An 18,660-nucleotide genomic window follows, 5' to 3' on the forward strand; every position below is an offset into this window, starting at 1 on the left:
GCGTGAAGATCAAAGATCGTGATGCAGATACTTCGCCTGTTTCGGCAGGCGCAGGCTGAACAGGAAGGCGATTGCCATCATCACCGTCACGTACCAATAGAAGGAGTTTTCCATCCCTACGGCCTTGAGGCTCAGAGCCACGTATTCCGCCGAGCCACCGAAGATCGCATTCGCCACCGCATACGCCAGGCCAACGCCCAGTGCGCGCACTTCCGGGGGGAACATCTCGGCTTTCACCAGGCCGCTGATCGAGGTGTAAAAACTCACGATCGCCAGCGCCAGGGTAATCAGCACAAAAGCCATGAACGGGCTGCTGACGCTTTTGAGGCTAAGCAGGATCGGCACGGTGCACAAGGTACCCAGCGCGCCGAACCAGAGCATCGAGTTACGTCGGCCAATCTTGTCCGCGAGCATGCCGAAGATCGGCTGCATGCACATATAAAGAAACAGCGCGCCAGTCATGATGTAACTGGCCGTCTTGGCGTGCATGCCGGCGGTGTTCACCAGGTACTTCTGCATGTACGTGGTGAAGGTGTAGAAAATCAGCGAGCCACCGGCGGTGTAACCGAGCACGGTGATGAACGCGGCTTTGTGATCGCGGAACAGCGCCTTGATGCTGCCGGCGTCCTTGTTTTCGCGCATTTCCTTGCTGGTGGTTTCTTTCAGCGAACGACGCAGGAACAGCGAAATCAGCGCCGCCACGGCACCGACCACGAACGGAATCCGCCAGCCGTAGGCGCGCAGGTCGTCCTCAGTGAGGAATTGTTGCAAGATCACTACCAGCGACACCGCCAGCAGCTGTCCGCCGATCAGGGTCACGTACTGGAACGAAGCGAAGAACCCACGCTGGCCCTTGAGCGCCACTTCACTCATATAGGTTGCGGTGGTGCCGTACTCGCCGCCCACGGACAGGCCCTGCAGCAAACGCGCGAACAGCAACAGGATCGGCGCCCAGACACCGATGTCCTTGTAGGTCGGCAGACAGGCGATCAACAACGAGCCGAAGCACATCATCAGAATCGAGATCAGCATCGAGTTCTTGCGCCCGTGCTTGTCCGCGACACGCCCGAAAATCCAGCCGCCGATCGGTCGCATCAGGAACCCGGCGGCGAATACGCCCGCCGTATTGACGAGCTGCACCGTGGGGTTGTCGGACGGGAAAAAGGCTGGGGCGAAATAAATCGCACAGAAGGCGTAGACGTAGAAGTCGAACCATTCGACCAGGTTGCCGGACGAGGCACCGACAATGGCGAAGATCCGCTTGCTGCGCTCCTCGCCCGTATATAAAGCTGTAGTAGAAATCGGGGTTGTCATCGTTTTTCACTCAATGGGGACAGTGAGAGTCTAGACACACTTTGCAACAGTCCCGTTCCGCAGATGCAGGAGCCTCTGTAGGAGCCGGCTTGCTGGCGATTGCGCTGTGTCATTCAACATTGATGAAACTGACACCGCAATCGCCAGCAAGCCGGCTCCTACAGGGGGCACGGTGCTCACTCAATAATCGAAGAACACCGTCTCGGCATCAGTGCCCTGCAGAATCACATTCCACTGGTAAACACCTGATGCATCCTGCTTCGCCATCAGCGTGCTGCGGCGTTCGGCCGGTACGCATTCGAGCAGCGGATCGTCGACGTTGGCCGGTTCGCCATCAAAATAGATCCGTGTCAGCAAGTGTTTCACCAGACCACGGGCGAACACCAGCACCACCAAGTGCGGCGCCTGGATCGTACCTTTCAGGCCTTCCACGGTACCCGGTTTGATCGTGGTGAAACGGAAGCGCCCTTCGGCATCCACCGGCACCCGGCCAAATCCCTCGAAATTCGGGTCCAGGGGTTTGTCCTGGTCGTCTTCCGGGTGGTCGTATTTGCCGGCCGCGTTGGCCTGCCAGACTTCCAGCATCGCGTCGTTGACGACATCGCCGTTGCCATCAACCACTTGCCCGGTGATCGCCACGCGCTCGCCCAAGGTTTGTTCGACGGTCAGGTTTTCGCGGTTCAGCCAGGTCAGGCCGATGTGGTAGTAAGGTCCGACGGTGTGGGACGTGGTCGCAGTCAGCGTCATCTTATTTCTCCATCGGCGTGACGTCGCGGCCGCGCAAAACGATGTCCCAACGATAACCGAGGGCATAGGAAGGGATGGTTTTTTCCAGATCGAACGTGGCGATCAAGCGCTCTTTTGCACCGGTGTCGGGTACGCAGTTGTAAATCGGGTCGTAGGCCAGCAGCGGGTCGCCCGGGAAATACATCTGCGTGACCAGACGCGTGAGGATGCTCGGCCCGAACAACGAGAAATGGATGTGCGCCGGGCGCCAGGCGTTGTGGTGGTTACCCCACGGATACGCACCAGGCTTGATGGTCTGGAATTGATACCAGCCATCGGCGTCGGTCACGGTGCGACCGGTGCCGGTGAAGTTCGGGTCCAGCGGCGCGTCGTGCAGGTCGCGGGCATGGGCGTAGCGACCGGCGGCGTTGGCCTGCCAGATCTCTACCAGAATCCCCGGCACAGGCAGACCGTTTTCGTCCAGCACACGGCCGTGGATGATGATGCGCTCACCCTGAGGTTCCGCGTCATGCTGGGCAGTCAGGTCATTGTCCTTCTCATTGATGCGTTCGGCACCGATGGTTGGACCGGTAATTTCCGACAATGAATGCGGCAGGAACACCAACGGTTTCGACGGCGAGCGCAGGTTGGTTGATTGGTAAGTCGGATGCAGGTACGGCGGTTGAGTGCCTTCCTGCGGGCGACGGTAACCAGGCTTGTCAGTCATGAAACATTCCTCAGTTCTTATAAGTCTTCAGAGCGCGTCAAACGCGCTCGATAGCCAGAGCCAGACCTTGGCCAACACCGACACACATGGTTGCCAGACCTTTCTTGCCACCGGTCTTTTCCAGCTGATGCAACGCAGTCAATACCAATCGCGCACCACTCATGCCCAACGGATGACCCAAGGCAATGGCGCCACCATTCGGGTTGACCTGGGCCGCGTCGTCGGCGATTCCCAGTTCACGCAGCACCGCCAGACCCTGGCTGGCAAACGCTTCGTTGAGTTCTATCACGTCGAAATCGCTGACCGCCACACCGAGGCGCTCGATCAGTTTACGCACCGCTGGCACTGGGCCAATACCCATCACACGCGGGGCCACACCGGCGCTGGCCATGCCCAGCACTTTGGCACGGGCGGTCAAACCGTGTTTCTTCACCGCTTCGGCCGAGGCCAGGATCAACGCGGCAGCGCCATCGTTCACACCGGAGGCGTTGCCGGCCGTGACGGTTTTGTCGGGGCCGTTGACCGGTTTCAGTTTGGTCAGGGCTTCCAGGGTGGTATCGGCGCGAGGATGTTCGTCCTGGCTGACCACGGTTTCACCCTTTTTGTGGGCAATGCGCACTTCAACGATTTCTTCGGCGAAAAAGCCTGCAGCTTGCGCGGCGGCGGTACGTTGCTGACTGCGCAAGGCGAACGCGTCCTGATCGGCGCGGGAGACCTTGTAATCATCCGCGACATTGTCGGCAGTCTGCGGCATCGCGTCCACGCCGTACTGGGCTTTCATCAACGGGTTGATGAAGCGCCAACCGATGGTGGTGTCTTCCAGTTTCATATTGCGCGAAAACGCCGCGTCGGCCTTGCCCATCACGAACGGCGCCCGGGACATCGACTCGACGCCGCCGGCAATCGTCAACTCCATTTCGCCGCTGGCAATGGCGCGGAAGGCAGTGCCAATGGCATCCATACCCGAAGCGCAGAGGCGGTTGAGGGTCACGCCCGGAATGGTTTCCGGCAGTCCGGCCAGCAGCAGTGCCATGCGCGCCACGTTGCGGTTGTCTTCACCCGCCTGGTTGGCGCAGCCGAGGAACACCTCGTCCACCGCGTTCCAGTCCACCGACGGATTGCGCTCCATCAAGGCTTTGATCGGCACGGCAGCCAGGTCGTCGGCGCGAACCGTCGACAGGCCACCGCCGAAGCGGCCGATAGGTGTGCGGATCGCATCGCAGATATATACGTCACGCATCACGCTTCTCCCGGGGCTTGACCGTGGGCGGCAGCGGTGCGGGCTTCGAGATCGCGCAGCGCTGTCAGTTCGACTTCAGTCGGCTCAGCGGTTTGCTCGATATGGTCGGCAAAACGAATCGCCCAACCGGTGGCGGCAACCACTTGCTCACGGGTGACGCCCGGGTGCAGTGCAGTGACCACGAACTCATGGGTGCCCTCTTCCGGCTCCATGATGCACAGATCGGTAATGATGCCGACCGGACCGGCGCCAGGCAGGCCGAGACGCTTGCGCGAATCACCGCCCTCGCCATGGCCGACCGAGGTAATGAAGTCGAGCTTATCAACGAAGGAACGTGCCGATTGCTTGAGAATGATCAGTACGCTCTTGGCCGAACCGGCAATTTCCGGCGCGCCACCGGCACCTGGCAGGCGCACTTTCGGCGAGTGGTAATCACCGACCACGGTGGTGTTGATGTTGCCGAAACGGTCGACTTGCGCCGCGCCGAGGAAACCGACGTCAATACGCCCGCCTTGCAACCAGTAACGGAAAATCTCACCGGTCGGCACCACGGTGTCAGCGGTTTCCGCCAGTTCACCGTCACCGATCGACAGGGGCAATACGCTTGGCTTGGCACCAATCGGGCCCGATTCGTAGATCAGGACTACATCCGGCGAAGAAGTCAGGCGTGCCAGGTTGGCTGCTTTCGACGGCAGACCGATGCCTACGAAGCACACCGAACCGTTCTTCAGACGGCGGGCAGCGGCGACGGTCATCATTTCATTAGTGGTGTAAGTCATTACTTAGCCTCCGAAGCGGCGGCCAGTTTGGCCTGGAACTCGCTGAAGTCAGCGCTGCCATGGATGTATTCGTTGATCCACGCGGTGAAGGTTTCACGGTCGCGGGCAATCGGGTCCCAGGCTTGGTAGAAACGGTTGTCGCGCTCGTTGTAACCGTGGGCGTAGGACGGATGCGCGCCGCCAGGTACGTGGCAGACTGCGCTCAAGGCCCAGGTTGGCAATACACAGGAGTTCATCGGTGCATTGAGATCGTCGACGATTTCTTCAACGGTGACGATGCAGCGCTTGGCGGCCAGCGCGGCTTCTTTCTGCACGCCGAGAATGCCCCAGAGCAACACGTTGCCCTTGCGGTCGGCTTTCTGTGCGTGAATCACGGTAATGTCCGGGCGCACCGAAGGCACGGCGGCCAGCACTTCACCGGTGAATGGGCAAGTGACGGATTTGATCAGCGGGTTGACCTTCGGCAGGTCGGAACCGGCGTAGGCACGCAGTACCGCGAACGGTAGGCCAGAAGCCCCGGCGACGTAGGCATTCGCCAGGTCGGCGTGGCTGTGTTCTTCGATTTCCAGCGCGTGGGGCCATTGCTTCTCGACAGCGTCACGCAGACGGTGCAGCGAACCAACGCCCGGGTTGCCGCCCCAAGAGAAAATCAGTTTGCGAGCACAACCGGCACCGATCAACTGGTCATAGATCAGGTCAGGGGTCATCCGCACCAGAGTCAGGTCTTTCTTGCCCTGGCGAATGATTTCGTGACCCGCCGCCGTAGGGATCAGGTGAGTAAAGCCCTCGAGCGCGACGGTATCGCCGTCGTTTACGAATTGCTTCACCGCGTCGTGCAGCGAAAGGATTTCAGCCATTGGGGCAGGCTCCCATTTGTTATTAACCAACAGTGGATGAAAAAGGCGCCGATGCGCGACGCCGGAATGACTGAAGATTAAGCCCCTGAAAAACGTCAAACAATCCGATAATCGACTGAGCGTTCGTTTATCGAACACATTGTTGTTTGGCTATCTTTATGCGCTGCCCCCAAAAGATCGCAGCCTGCGGCAGCTCCTACAGATTTATACATTCCCCTGTAGGAGCTGCCGCAGGCTGCGATCTTTTACTGCTACACCACTATTTCAAACCCGAATCAGGTCGCATCCGCATGGCTGACCATGCCCTTGATCACCACCGCTACGGTCGCCAGCGCCGCGGGAATCACCAACGCCGTCAGTACCTGCTCAAAGTTCCAGCCAAGCCCTAATAGCGTGGCACCCATCCAGGCACCGAGAATCGCGCCGAAACGTCCGATGCCGAGCATCCACGAGACCCCGGTTGCACGGCCTTGGGTCGGATAGAACCGCGCCGCGAGGGATGGCATCGCGGACTGCGCACCGTTGACGCACATCCCGGCCACCAGCACCAGCGTCGCCAGAATCGTGATGTTGCCCAGGCTCTGCCCCACCGCGTAGGCAAACACCCCGGCCAACAGGTAAAAGGTGCCGATGACCTTGTGCGGATTAAACCGATCCATCGCCCAGCCCACTCCGACCGCACTGAGCACACCACCAAACTGGAACAACGCACCGATGAAGGCCGCCTGCTCCATACTCGCGCCGCTGTCGCGCATCAGGGTCGGCAACCAACTGGTCAGCAGATAAACAATGACCAGGCCCATGAAGTAGGTCAGCCACAGCAACAAGGTGCCCACGCTGTAGGTGCCTGAGAAAATCACCGCAAACACATTGCGCGCCTTGACGGTTTTCTGCTCCGGCACACTGAAGCTGGACGCCTGCGCCACCACGCCTGGATCAATCGGCGCCAGCGCTTTGCGTACTTTGTCGGTGCCGCGGTTTCGGACGACGAGATAACGTGCCGATTCCGGCAACCAGAACAGCAAAACCACCGCAAGAATCAACGGCAGAATCCCGCCAATCAGTAACAGGCTGTGCCAGCCGAACGCGGGAATCAACTTGGCCGAAATGAATCCGCCACCGGCCATGCCGAGGTTGAAGCCGCAGAACATGCTGGTCACCAGCAAAGACTTCTTACGCTCCGGGGTGTATTCCGACAACAACGTCGTGGCGTTCGGCATGCCGGCACCCAGGCCCAGGCCAGTCAGGAAGCGCAGCACCAGAAGCTGCTCGACATTACTGCTGTACGCCGAAGCCAGACTGAAGGCACCGAACAACAGTACCGCGCCGACCAGTACGACTTTTCGTCCGAAACGGTCAGCCAACGGACCCGAGCCCAACGCGCCGAAGACCATGCCGATCAACGCCGCACTCATCACCGGGCCAAGGCTGGCGCGGTCGATACCCCAATCCTGAGACAGCGCCGGCGCGATGAAGCCCATGGCTGCGGTGTCGAGGCCATCGAGGAAGACAATCAGAAAACACAGAATCACCACGCGCCACTGGTAGCGTGAAATGGGTTGGGCATTGATGAAGGACTGCACGTCGAGGCAGTTTCCTACAGCAGACTGAGGCTGGTTCATTATTTTTATTTCCACAAATCGCAGGCGAACGGTGTCAGCAGACTCTGACGAAGCCGCGACAGTAATGAGCCAGAGGAAACAGCGTCAATTCGATAAACGCGACTTTGTGCGTTTATCGAACAGCTTAGGCAAACAGCTGCGCGCTGAGGTCGCGGCTGGCACTCAACAGGCCCGGCAGGAACCGTTGTTCCAGTTCGTTGCGGCTGACCCTGCCGGCATGGGTGCTCACATTGAGCGCGGCGACCACCTGGCCGGAGGCGTCGTACACCGGGACCGCAATCGAACGCAGCCCTTGCTCGAGTTCCTGGTCGACGATGCACCAGCCTTGCTGTCGAACTTCTTGCAGGCATTCGAGCAAGGCCTCGGGGGTGTGAATTGTACGACTGGTCTTGGCCTGCAATTCGGCGTGATCGAGGTATTCGCCCAGAGACGTGTCATCCAGCGCTGCCAGCAGAATCCGCCCCATCGATGTGCAATACGCCGGCAGGCGCCCGCCTACCGACAGATCAACCGAGATCAGCCGCTGGGTTGTTGCGGAACGGGCGATGTACAGGATGTCGTCGCCTTCCAGCGTGGCCATGTTGCATGCCTCGTGGAGCTGCTCGCTCATGCGATCCAGATACGGCTGGGCAGAAACCGCCAGCGGCGTCGAGGATACATAGGCATGGCCCAGGGTCAGCACTTTAGGTAACAACGAATACGTGCGGCCATCGGTGGTGGCATAGCCGAGCTTGATCAACGTGTGCAGACAACGACGCACAGCGGCACGTGGAATTTCCGTGCGATGGCTGATCTGGGCGATGGTCAGGTGCCGCTTGCGCTCCTGGAAAGCTTGCACCACGGCCAGGCCACGGGCCAGGGAGGTCATGAAATCCGGATCACCCGTTAATGCCTGAATCCGCTTGGCCGGCGACGCGACGATGGGCGGGGCGACGGAAGCGAAAGAGTTGCGCAATTGATCGTTCATATAAGGTCCTTTTCCCGCACGGATCAGCGGCTATTACAAGGGGCTGGCACTCATCGCACAACCCCGGGCAATCAACAATGGGCGATTATCGAACGCGCGCCCGATAATCGCAATCCAGTCGCTTGCCTCCCTTGAGTGATCGCAATCAAAGCGCGTTCCCTCAATCACCAACTTGAATTTTCGCCGCCTGGTCTCCACAGTTAGGGAGTCGATATAGTTACCTTGAATTGACCGACTTAATGGCGTCAGAAAGGCATCGCCCCGCATCTGATATCTGCCAGATCTCTTATCGTCCGTTAAGTTTCCAGCAACAATTCGGTCACATCCCTGCACCACTTTTAACTGTTTGGAGATAGTGTTCTTCAAATGGCCCGCTATAATACAATTCAGTAGCGCGCCTTTTACTTGCCGTCGCTGCAACCTGGCAATGATGTGTTTTATCGTTGCCGATCACAGCAAGCGCCTGACCTCCATACATGGATTTCGCCAGTGCGTTCGCTGGAAAAGGAAACTGATGCTACGTCAGCCGTTTAACTCTGGTGCCGTGGCCGCCTGCGACATGGAAGCATTGATCACTTGTCGTAAGAACGATGCCTTTGAAAGGTATTGTCCATTCGTCGAGCGCGATCAGTCGATTTGATGCAGCGCGTTTCACCAGAAATAATCTCAACTCAAACAGGTATTACTGTGACGAAAGACGAACTGCGCGCGGAACTTGAGCGCCAGGAACAACGTTACAAGGAAGTTTACGGCGGAGAAGTCACCACCTACGCCGCTCAGCCGGAACCGGAACGCAAACCCTGGCGTAAACGCGCCACGGTTCAGGATCAGGTTTTCCAGCAGGAAATTCAAAAAATTGAAAAGGAACTCAAAGCCGAAGAGCCATGAGTGCTTCGGCCTGATCCTTCAAGGGCCTGCCACTACCCCCGTTAAAAGCGGGATGTATTGATGTTGCCTTTCGCGCCCGCTACGAGCGGGCAGCGGCCATCTGTGACACTCGCTACGGAAAAACACCTAAATCTGACCTTCTTATCAGATATTTCGTACAGGCTCTTCAGGCTTTCCCTGTCGAGAGCAATACGCCGGCAGTACGGGGCTTTGCACGTAATATCAATGACTTGCAAGTCACAGCAGATGCCTGGGAATTGGGCCCCTTCTCGAAGAAAAATCGTTGAAGAATGTTACCGATGAGCAGCGAATGCGTTGATTGTCAGACTTTTCTGGCATAATCGCGCCCCCTTACGACCGGGTCAGAAAACCTTCATGATCGATTTATTCAGCGGACTGGATGCTTGGGTGCTTGTGAGCCTCTTGCTCGCCCTGGCCTTTGTCCTCGCCTTCGAGTTCATCAACGGCTTTCATGACACCGCTAACGCGGTGGCTACCGTTATCTACACCAAAGCCATGCCGCCACACCTGGCCGTGTTCTTTTCCGGTGTGTTCAACTTCCTCGGCGTGTTGCTGGGCGGGGTCGGCGTGGCGTATGCCATCGTCCACCTGCTGCCGGTAGAACTGCTGATCAACGTGAACACCGGTCACGGCCTGGCCATGGTGTTCTCGTTGCTCGCGGCTGCCATCACCTGGAACCTGGGCACCTGGTACTTCGGCATCCCCGCTTCGAGCTCTCACACGCTGATTGGTTCAATCCTCGGTGTCGGTCTGGCCAATGCCCTGATCAATGACATTCCGTTGGCTGACGGGGTGAACTGGCAGAAAGCGATCGACATCGCTGCCTCGCTGGTGTTCTCGCCGATGGCCGGATTCCTGATCGCAGCACTGATCCTGATCGGTCTTAAATGGTGGCGTCCGCTGTCAAAGATGCACAAGACACCGGAACAACGCCGCAAGATCGACGACAAGAAACATCCGCCGTTCTGGAATCGCCTGGTCCTGGTGATCTCGGCCATGGCCGTGAGCTTCGTACACGGATCCAACGATGGCCAGAAAGGCATCGGTCTGATCATGCTGGTGCTGATCGGCATCGTGCCAGCGCAATTCGTACTCGACCTTAACAGCACCACCTATCAGATCGAGCGGACCCGCGACGCTACCTTGCACCTCAACCAGTTCTACCAGCGCAATTCCGAAACCCTGGGTGAGTTCCTGGCCCTTGGCAAGAGTGTTGAAGGCGACCTGCCGGAGAAATTCCGTTGCAACCCGCAACAGACCGAACCGACAATTACCGCACTGCTGGGCACGCTCAAGGGTGTAGCCGACTACCATTCGCTGTCGTCGGAAAGCCGCATCGAAGTGCGTCGCTATCTGCTTTGCCTGGATGACACCGCGAAGAAAGTCAGCAAACTGCCAAGCCTGGGAGCCCGCGAGAAGGCTGACCTGGACAAATTGCGCAAGGACCTGACCACCACTACCGAATACGCTCCGTTCTGGGTGATTCTGGCAGTGGCACTGGCCTTGGGCCTGGGAACGATGGTTGGCTGGAAGCGTGTGGTACTGACGATCGGTGAGAAGATCGGCAAGCAAGGCATGACCTATTCGCAGGGCATGTCGGCGCAGATCACCACCGCCAGCCTGATCGGCATGGCCAACATCTTCAGCCTGCCGGTGTCCACCACCCACGTCCTGTCCTCAGGCGTGGCCGGCACCATGGTCGCCAACAAAAGCGGCCTGCAGGGTGGCACCGTGAAAACGATCCTGCTGGCCTGGGTGCTGACCCTGCCAGCCACCATTGCCTTGTCGGCCGGATTGTTCTGGCTGGCCTCGAAGGCACTGGGCAGCTGATACAGAGCCCAACGAAAAAAGGCGCGTTCCGCAAGGACCGCGCCTTTTTTATGGTCGCTAACTTCCCTGTCACTACACCCCCCGTGTAGGAGCGAGCCTGCTCGCGATGGCGGTGTTACAGCCAACTAATCCGTTGAATGTTACGACGCATCGCGAGCAGGCCCGCTCCTACAGGGGACGGTGAATGACAGCAAATTCTTTCAGAAAAAAAAAAGGGCAACCGAAGTTGCCCAAAATGCCTTGCGTGCTCATTACATCCAGAAAGAACTACGGTTTACTTCCGCTTGTGCGAATCCTTCCAGATAAAAAGTCCGAACCCTGCAAAAAATACAAACATGAGGCTGACAGTCAGCACTCCGGCGATCACCACGTTGTCGAAAAACATGACGCGTCTCCTGTACTTGCCGTGTTGCGATGGGGCTAAGTTAACCAAACGGGCAGGAGAGAACATTGACCGGGATCAATGTTGCCCTCGGCAGGGCAAGAGGAAGGGGAAAGTTTGACCCGCATCAATCAATGCGGGGGGGAAGATCAGCGTTTTTTAGGTTTGTTCTTCGGCTTTTTCTTGGCTTTTCCCAATGGCATAGCCTGCTCGAACGCCTGGCGCACTTCGTTGAGCCGTTTGTCATTGAGGTCGTGAACACGTTTGGCGCGTTCAGCGTTGAGGTCAATCAGTTTGTCGTCTTGGTTCATGGCGTTCAGTGCATCGCTTGATATGTAAGTTTCAGATGCCGCATCTTGGGCAGGATGGTGCCAATAATGCGTCCTGACGCCAGCGCTGACCAGTCGCGCACTCAAATCTCGATATCGACCCATAACCCTTGGCGTGGCTGGTCTTCCATCAATGGCGCGACCGGCACGGTATTGTCGCTATTGAGTTCGTCCCCCGGAACAGCCAGATAGGCATCAGGGTCTTCATCGGCCTCACGGCGGCGGCGCTCCTGCTCCTGTTTACGGCGCTGCTCCTCACGCAGCAGCAACGCAGACTCCTCAGGATCGCGGTTCTGCAGATTGATAGTGCTGTCCCCGGAGCTTTCCTGTACCGGCACTACAGGGGGAATATCCGGACGCTGGCGGATCGGGTCATGTTGCGAAGTGATCGGCACGGCACTCAAGGGGAGCATCGGTGGCAGCATAATTTTCAGTCTCCTTTCAGCAGGCTGTCGGCTGCGCGGATGGCGACTTGAGCCATCGGTCGCAAACTGTGACTCAATTGGCACGCATTGGTGCCCCGAACTGCGCTCCCTGCGTGAGTGGGCTAACGTAAGACTGTGAGTTTTTCTGAGAGTCCTTTGGCCCTGAAGCCCTCATTCCGTTAAGATAGCCCGCTTTTTCAAGGTGGGAGTCAGGCAGCATGGCGCAGCAGTATCAACCGGGGCAACGCTGGATCAGTGACAGCGAAGCCGAGCTGGGTTTAGGCACCGTTCTGGCACAGGACGGCCGCTTGTTGACCGTGCTCTATCCGGCCACTGGCGACACTCGCCAGTACGCGCTAAGGAACGCGCCCCTCACCCGTGTGCGGTTTTCGCCGGGTGACTCCATCACTCACTTCGAAGGCTGGAAATTGACCGTTCGCGAAGTCGACGACGTCGATGGCTTGCTGGTCTACCACGGCCTCAACGCGCAGAACGAAGTAGTCACTCTTCCGGAAACCCAGTTGTCGAACTTCATCCAGTTCCGTTTGGCGAGCGACCGACTGTTCGCCGGTCAGATCGATCCGCTGGCCTGGTTCTCCCTGCGCTATCACACTCTGGAACACACCAGCCGCCAGTTGCAGTCCTCGCTGTGGGGCCTGGGTGGCGTGCGTGCACAACCGATCGCGCACCAGCTGCACATTGCCCGCGAAGTCGCCGACCGCATAGCACCAAGGGTGCTGCTGGCCGACGAAGTAGGCCTGGGCAAAACCATCGAAGCCGGTCTGGTGATCCATCGCCAACTGCTTTCTGGCCGCGCCAATCGCGTGCTGATCCTGGTACCGGAGAACCTCCAGCACCAATGGCTGGTGGAAATGCGCCGTCGTTTCAACCTGCAGGTCGCGCTGTTCGACGAAGAACGCTTCATCGAAAGCGATGCCTCCAACCCGTTCGAAGACACCCAGCTTGCGTTGGTCGCTCTGGAATGGCTGGTGGATGACGAAAAAGCTCAGGACGCCCTGTTCGCGGCCGGCTGGGACTTGCTGGTGGTTGACGAGGCTCACCATCTTGTCTGGCATGAAGATCAGGTCAGCCCTCAATACTCGCTGGTCGAGCAACTCGCCGAAACCATTCCTGGCGTGCTGCTGTTGACCGCTACCCCGGAACAGTTGGGCCAGGACAGCCACTTCGCTCGTCTGCGTCTGCTCGACCCGAACCGTTTTCACGACCTGAAGGCCTTCCGCGCCGAGAGCGAAAACTATCGCCCGGTGGCCGAAGCCGTTCAGGAACTGCTCGACAAAGGTCGCTTGTCCCCTGAAGCGCACAAGACCATCCACGGTTTCCTCGGCAACGAAGGCGAAGCCCTGCTGACCGCAGTCAATGATGGCGACACCGAAGCCAGCGCCCGCCTGGTGCGCGAACTGCTCGATCGCCACGGCACCGGCCGTGTGCTGTTCCGTAACACCCGCGCCGCCGTGCAAGGCTTTCCGGAGCGCAAGCTGCACCCGTACCCGCTGCCGTGTCCCGACGAATACCTTGAACTGCCATTGGGTGATCACGCCGAGCTGTACCCGGAAGTCAGCTTCCAGGCCCAGCCGGACGCCAACGAAGAAGAGCGCTGGTGGAAATTCGACCCGCGCGTCGAGTGGCTGATCGACCAGCTGAAAATGCTCAAGCGCACCAAAGTGCTGGTGATCTGCGCCCATGCCGAAACCGCCATGGACCTGGAAGACGCCCTGCGCGTACGTTCCGGGATCCCGGCCACGGTGTTCCACGAAGGCATGAACATCCTCGAACGTGACCGCGCCGCCGCCTACTTCGCTGACGAAGAATTTGGCGCGCAAGTGCTGATTTGCTCAGAAATTGGCAGCGAAGGCCGCAACTTCCAGTTCTCCCATCACCTGGTGCTGTTCGACCTGCCATCCCACCCGGATCTGCTGGAGCAACGTATCGGTCGCCTGGACCGGATCGGCCAGAAGCACATCATCGAATTGCACGTGCCGTACCTGGAAACCAGCCCGCAAGAGCGCCTGTTCCAGTGGTATCACGAAGCACTGAACGCGTTCCTCAACACCTGCCCAACCGGCAACGCCTTGCAACATCAGTTCGGCCCGCGCCTGCTGCCGTTGCTCGAAGAAGCGGACGACGGAGAGTGGCAAGCGCTGATCGACGAAGCCCGCACCGAGCGTGAGCGTCTGGAGGCAGAACTGCACACCGGTCGCGACCGTTTGCTGGAGCTCAACTCCGGTGGCGCTGGCGAAGGTGATGCACTGGTTGAAGACATCTTCGAGCAAGACGATCAGTTCGCCCTGCCGATTTACATGGAAACCCTGTTCGATGCGTTCGGTATCGACAGCGAAGACCATTCGGAAAACGCGCTGATCCTCAAGCCAAGCGAAAAAATGCTCGACGCCAGCTTCCCGCTGGGCGACGACGAAGGCGTGACCATTACCTACGACCGCAACCAGGCGCTGTCCCGCGAGGACATGCAGTTCATCACCTGGGAACACCCGATGGTTCAAGGCGGCATGGATCTGGTGCTATCCGGCTCCATGGGCAACACCGCCGTGGCACTGATCAAGAACAAGGCGCTGAAACCTGGCACCGTGTTGCTGGAACTGCTGTATGTCAGCGAAGTGGTTGCCCCGCGTTCGCTGCAACTGGGCCGTTACCTGCCACCGGCCGCCCTGCGCTGCCTGCTCGACACCAACGGCAACGACTTGTCGGCCCGCGTATCGTTCGAGACTTTGAACGATCAGCTGGAAAGCGTGCCGCGTGCCAGCGCCAACAAGTTCATCCAGGCCCAGCGCGATCAACTGACGCCACGGATCAACGCCGGCGAAGCGAAAATCTTCCCGCGCCACGCCGAACGTGTTGCCGAGGCGCAACGTCGCCTGGCAGCCGATACCGACGAAGAACTGGCGCGCCTGACCGCGTTGCAAGCGGTCAACCCGACCGTGCGTGACAGCGAACTGGTTGCCTTGCGCAAACAACGCGAGCAAGGCCTGGCCATGCTCGACAAGGCGGCGCTGCGACTGGAAGCGATCCGGGTGTTGGTAGCGGGTTAAGTCCCCTGCGCCACTCTTTGTCTAGTCCTGAAATAGGTTTACACCTGTTTCAGTCTCAAAACGCCCGATGCACCGCATCGGGCGTTTTGTATTTCAAGGCCAGATGTGGCCGCTCCGCGTTGTAGATCAGCACCGATTCATCAACCATTCTCACCGCGTCGGCCAGGTTCTTGGGGCGATGCAGCAAAAACTCCGTCTTCAAAATCCCGTTTATTCGCTCCGCCATCGCGTTCTGATAGCAGTCATAGCCATCGGTCATCGAACAAATGACCCCGTGCTTGGTGTGAAAACGCTGATAAAGGTCGGAGCAATACTGCGCCCCACGGTCTGAGTGATGAACCAGCGGCTGCTTGGTTTTCCTTCCTCCTACAGCCTTCTTCAGCGCTTTGAGCACCGACTCTGTATGCAAGCTCTCATGCACATGATGTCCCACTATTTTACGCGAGTAGGCGTCGGTGATCAGGCTCAGATAAGCAACGCTCTCCTGGGTAGGCAGATAGGTTATATCCGCAACCCAAACTTGCTCAGGAGCACAGGCAATGATTTGCTGCGGGCCTGCCTTGAGTAGGTTTGGATGGCGGCGAAATCGATGATGGCTGTGGGTGGTCTTGTGGTATGCCCGCTTGCGAGGGACCAATTCTCGCGCTTCTCGCAGGATGCTGAACAGGCGATCGCGCCCCACCCGCAGACTCGTTTCTGCTTCGGCATGCAGCATATAATGCAGCTTGCGTGTTCCCAGCCTTGGCTGACGCCGCCGCTTTTCCAAGACGAAATCCACGACCTTTTGATCGTCGCTAGCCTTCGCATCAAACGCTCGGTTGCGCTTGTAGTAAGCCTGACGTGAAATGCCCATGAACAGGCAAGCCCTGCTGATACTCAGGTCTTTGACTTGCCCTTGCGCGAGGACTTGCCGGGTCGCTTTTTTACGATGGATACACCGTAGTCGTTCTTCAAGACGTTTACGACAGCCTCGAAAAACTGAGCCTTTTGATTGCTCAGTTCAAGCTGTTCTTCAAGCTCTTTGATCCGCTGCTCGGGTGACAGCGGTACCGTGGACTCGGCCATGGAACTCTTCCTCAGCACTCGAATAGACGCGCCTTGGCTCCAATCCTGCCGACCATGCTTGCGTAACCACACCAACACCGTTGACCGACCCTGGATGCCATAGCGCCGTTGAGCCTCTTTATAACTCAACTCGCCCTTTTCGACCTGATCGACCACCGACAATTTAAAAGCCAGCGTGTAATCGCGCTGACTGCGCCTTTTCCCCGAATCCATTGCTCCCTCCTGAAAATAGGTCAGAAGGTGTAAACCTTATTCAGGACGGGACACTTGTAAACAAAAAGGCCCGCAGCGATGCGGGCCTTTTTCCATCTGACTTTTGTGGTGATGCCGATGGCCTCATCGCTAGCAATCATGCAGTCGCCGGTGCAACCTCTGGCTCAACCACCCCAACCAACCCCTCCTTCATCCGCTTGGCATCGCGCACAAAACACCGCGAAGCCAGTACCAGAAACACCACGGTGAAAAACAGCGCCACCGGGATCAGGTACATCGCGTCATGCAGGCCGACCGCTTTGAAAGCTTCGGTCATTTGTTCGGCACCGGCCGTCAACATCGCCGTGTGGGCAAAGTGATCGGACAATCCGCCCACCACCACCGGCCCCAGGCCACCACCCAGCAAGTACAACCCGGCAAAAAACAGCGCCATCGCCGTGGCCCGCAGACGCGGTTCGACCACGTCCTGGATCGCCGTGTAGACGCAAGTGTAGAAGTTGTAAGCAAACAACCAGCCCAGGCTGAACACTGCCACAAACACACCGATCTCGATGCGGCCGGCATGCAGCGCCCAAGCGGTGCAGACGGTAGAAACAATCAGACTGAATGCGGCAAACAGCAGGCGACCATTAGCGACTCGCTGGTGAATCTTGTCCGCAATCCAGCCGCCAAGCGTCAAACCGACCAACCCGGTGACACCCACAATCACCCCGGTGGCCACCGCAGCCTCCTGTAATGGCATCAGGAAATAACGCTGCAGCATCGGCACCAGAAACGAGTTACAGGCGTAGGTGGCGAAGTTGAAACACAGGCCAGCCAAGACCAGCCACAAAAATGTCGGTACGGCCAGCACTCGGCGGATCGGCCGGTCTACACGTTCCTGGGAAACCTGCACACTCTCCGCGGCACCGCGCGTGGGCTCCTTGATGAAGAACATGAAAACCGCGAGGATCAGCCCCGGCACCGCCGCGATAAAGAACGGCGCGCGCCAACTGTCGAAAGCCTTGACCATCGCGCCAATGGTGAAGAACGCCAGCAATAGCCCCAACGGTAAGCCGAGCATGAAAATGCCCATGGCCCGTGCCCGACGGTGAGCGGGGAACAGGTCGCCGATCAACGAATTGGCGGCGGGTGCGTAACTGGCCTCACCGATACCGATACCCATGCGCACGATCAGGAAACTCCAGAAACTGCCGACCATGCCGTTGACCGCTGTCAGGCCACTCCATACCGCCAGGCCCCAACCCATGAGTTTGCTGCGCGAACCTGTATCGGCCATACGCCCAAGTGGCAGACCGGCGATCGCGTAGACGAGGGTGAATGCAGTACCGATGATACCCAGCTGGAAGTCGCTAAGATGCCATTCCATGCGGATCGGTTCGATGATAATGGCGGGAATGGTACGGTCGAAAAAATTGAACAGATTGGCCAGGAACAACAGGAACAGAATGCGCCAGGCATTCGCCGCTTGGGTCGATTTCTGCATGGGTCCGTCTCATTTATTGTTATGGGGTCGTCACTGTCCCCGGAATTTGCAATCTAGACAGGCCTGCCAGAGCTGTCTGTAATTATTCGTAAGGCTGATATCAGACCATCGCAATCTTTCGCAAAACGCTCTGGTCCGCGGCTCGATAAGGCTCAATGTTTTCGGGGCAAAACCTGCAATTTCCGGCCTGACACCTGCCGTTGAAAAATACCTGCCGCCCCCCCTTCCCAACCCGCTGGCGAAGCCTAGAATAGCGACCTTGCTTTATCCCCCTGCGTCCCCATTCCTCCTTAGATAATCGCCCATGTCCGAAGCCAGTCCGTGTCTGAATTGCGGTGCCTGCTGTTCTCATTTTCGCGTGTCATTTTTCTGGGGTGAATGCACCTCGGCCGGGGGAACTGTGCCCGATGAGCTTGTCGATCAAATCAGTCCAAGCCGGGTAGCGATGCTTGGCACCGGGTGCAAACCGGTGCGCTGCATCAGCCTGGTGGGTGATGTAGGCAGTGAGGTGCAATGCTCGATCTATGACAAACGCTCGAGCACCTGCCGGGAATTCGAAGCCTCTTGGGTAGACGGCGAGGCGAACCCGGATTGCGATGCCGCCCGAGCTGCGTTCGGTCTACCGGCCCTGCAACCAGAGTTCGATATGGCCGAGAGGAAAATAGCCTGACCGTTAGCACTAATTGCTATTGGGTTAATGCCAAAATCATTTGCGCCAAAGTGC

General features: G+C 58.3%; 17 protein-coding genes. 4 read left to right on the forward strand and 13 right to left on the reverse strand.

Features of this window, described 5'->3' with window-relative positions; genetic code table 11:
• Positions 1 to 9: 9 nt before the first annotated feature.
• The 8 genes from QMK58_RS23070 to pcaR form a co-directional block, all read right to left on the reverse strand.
• Complete coding sequence (locus QMK58_RS23070) at positions 10 to 1,314, reverse strand: MFS family transporter (RefSeq protein WP_053155608.1); 1,305 nt, start codon at positions 1,312 to 1,314, stop codon at positions 10 to 12.
• Between the two features lie 180 nt (positions 1,315 to 1,494).
• Positions 1,495 to 2,061, reverse strand: a complete 567-nt coding sequence (pcaG, locus tag QMK58_RS23075; protein ID WP_053155606.1) for a protocatechuate 3,4-dioxygenase subunit alpha — start codon at positions 2,059 to 2,061, stop codon at positions 1,495 to 1,497.
• A 1-nt stretch (position 2,062) separates the two neighbouring features.
• Positions 2,063 to 2,767, reverse strand: a complete 705-nt coding sequence (pcaH, locus tag QMK58_RS23080) for a protocatechuate 3,4-dioxygenase subunit beta (RefSeq protein ID WP_320395494.1) — start codon at positions 2,765 to 2,767, stop codon at positions 2,063 to 2,065.
• Between the two features lie 37 nt (positions 2,768 to 2,804).
• On the reverse strand, positions 2,805 to 4,010 hold the full coding sequence (gene pcaF, locus QMK58_RS23085) for a 3-oxoadipyl-CoA thiolase (protein WP_172681786.1): 1,206 nt from the start codon (positions 4,008 to 4,010) through the stop codon (positions 2,805 to 2,807).
• Positions 4,007 to 4,786 (reverse strand): CoA-transferase subunit beta, encoded by a 780-nt coding sequence (locus QMK58_RS23090; RefSeq protein ID WP_053155600.1) that lies wholly within the window; start codon positions 4,784 to 4,786, stop codon positions 4,007 to 4,009. Before QMK58_RS23090 ends, pcaF begins: the two co-directional genes overlap by 4 nt.
• Entirely contained in the window at positions 4,786 to 5,643 is an 858-nt protein-coding gene (locus QMK58_RS23095) for a CoA transferase subunit A (RefSeq protein WP_008054173.1), read from the reverse strand. The genes QMK58_RS23090 and QMK58_RS23095 overlap by 1 nt, the downstream gene beginning before the upstream one ends.
• 275 nt (positions 5,644 to 5,918) lie before the next feature.
• Complete coding sequence (locus QMK58_RS23100; RefSeq protein WP_053155596.1) at positions 5,919 to 7,265, reverse strand: MFS transporter; 1,347 nt, start codon at positions 7,263 to 7,265, stop codon at positions 5,919 to 5,921.
• Between the two features lie 124 nt (positions 7,266 to 7,389).
• Positions 7,390 to 8,232: a pca regulon transcriptional regulator PcaR gene (gene pcaR, locus QMK58_RS23105; RefSeq protein WP_053155594.1), complete on the reverse strand. Its 843-nt coding sequence runs from the start codon at positions 8,230 to 8,232 to the stop codon at positions 7,390 to 7,392.
• Positions 8,233 to 8,919: 687 nt separating this feature from the next.
• Between pcaR and QMK58_RS23110 the strand changes: the two genes are divergently transcribed.
• On the forward strand, positions 8,920 to 9,120 hold the full coding sequence (locus tag QMK58_RS23110; protein WP_053155592.1) for a hypothetical protein: 201 nt from the start codon (positions 8,920 to 8,922) through the stop codon (positions 9,118 to 9,120).
• A 375-nt stretch (positions 9,121 to 9,495) separates the two neighbouring features.
• A complete protein-coding gene (locus tag QMK58_RS23115) occupies positions 9,496 to 10,971 on the forward strand; it encodes an inorganic phosphate transporter (protein WP_053155590.1) in 1,476 nt (491 codons plus the stop codon).
• A gap of 274 nt (positions 10,972 to 11,245) precedes the next feature.
• Here QMK58_RS23115 and ccoM read toward each other — a convergent pair whose 3' ends face one another.
• The 3 genes from ccoM to QMK58_RS23130 all read right to left on the reverse strand — a co-directional run bounded on the left by ccoM (position 11,246) and on the right by QMK58_RS23130 (position 12,107).
• Complete coding sequence (gene ccoM, locus QMK58_RS23120; protein ID WP_007976669.1) at positions 11,246 to 11,356, reverse strand: cytochrome c oxidase subunit CcoM; 111 nt, start codon at positions 11,354 to 11,356, stop codon at positions 11,246 to 11,248.
• A gap of 146 nt (positions 11,357 to 11,502) precedes the next feature.
• Positions 11,503 to 11,769, reverse strand: a complete 267-nt coding sequence (locus QMK58_RS23125) for a hypothetical protein (RefSeq protein WP_156322304.1) — start codon at positions 11,767 to 11,769, stop codon at positions 11,503 to 11,505.
• Positions 11,766 to 12,107: a hypothetical protein gene (locus QMK58_RS23130; protein WP_053155588.1), complete on the reverse strand. Its 342-nt coding sequence runs from the start codon at positions 12,105 to 12,107 to the stop codon at positions 11,766 to 11,768. The genes QMK58_RS23125 and QMK58_RS23130 overlap by 4 nt, the downstream gene beginning before the upstream one ends.
• A gap of 218 nt (positions 12,108 to 12,325) precedes the next feature.
• Here QMK58_RS23130 and rapA point away from each other — a divergent pair, with 218 nt between their 5' ends.
• On the forward strand, positions 12,326 to 15,172 hold the full coding sequence (rapA, locus tag QMK58_RS23135; protein WP_053155585.1) for an RNA polymerase-associated protein RapA: 2,847 nt from the start codon (positions 12,326 to 12,328) through the stop codon (positions 15,170 to 15,172).
• Positions 15,173 to 15,227: 55 nt separating this feature from the next.
• On the opposite strand, the gene QMK58_RS23140 is transcribed toward rapA, so the two are convergent.
• Positions 15,228 to 16,450 (reverse strand): IS3 family transposase gene (locus tag QMK58_RS23140; RefSeq protein ID WP_320395495.1). Its coding sequence is split into 2 segments (ribosomal slippage): positions 15,228 to 16,099 and positions 16,099 to 16,450, totalling 1,224 coding nucleotides; the frame shifts between segments, so codons are not numbered across the junction.
• A gap of 136 nt (positions 16,451 to 16,586) precedes the next feature.
• Positions 16,587 to 17,936, reverse strand: a complete 1,350-nt coding sequence (locus tag QMK58_RS23145) for a spinster family MFS transporter (RefSeq protein ID WP_053155583.1) — start codon at positions 17,934 to 17,936, stop codon at positions 16,587 to 16,589.
• 304 nt (positions 17,937 to 18,240) lie between these two features.
• Between QMK58_RS23145 and QMK58_RS23150 the strand changes: the two genes are divergently transcribed.
• The gene (locus QMK58_RS23150) at positions 18,241 to 18,606 is read left to right on the forward strand and encodes a YkgJ family cysteine cluster protein (protein ID WP_053155581.1); all 366 of its coding nucleotides are present in this window, start codon (positions 18,241 to 18,243) and stop codon (positions 18,604 to 18,606) included.
• The last annotated feature ends 54 nt before the right edge of the window (positions 18,607 to 18,660 follow it).

Origin of the sequence: Pseudomonas sp. P8_241 (assembly GCF_034008315.1) — a bacterium.
GTDB lineage: Bacteria > Pseudomonadota > Gammaproteobacteria > Pseudomonadales > Pseudomonadaceae > Aquipseudomonas.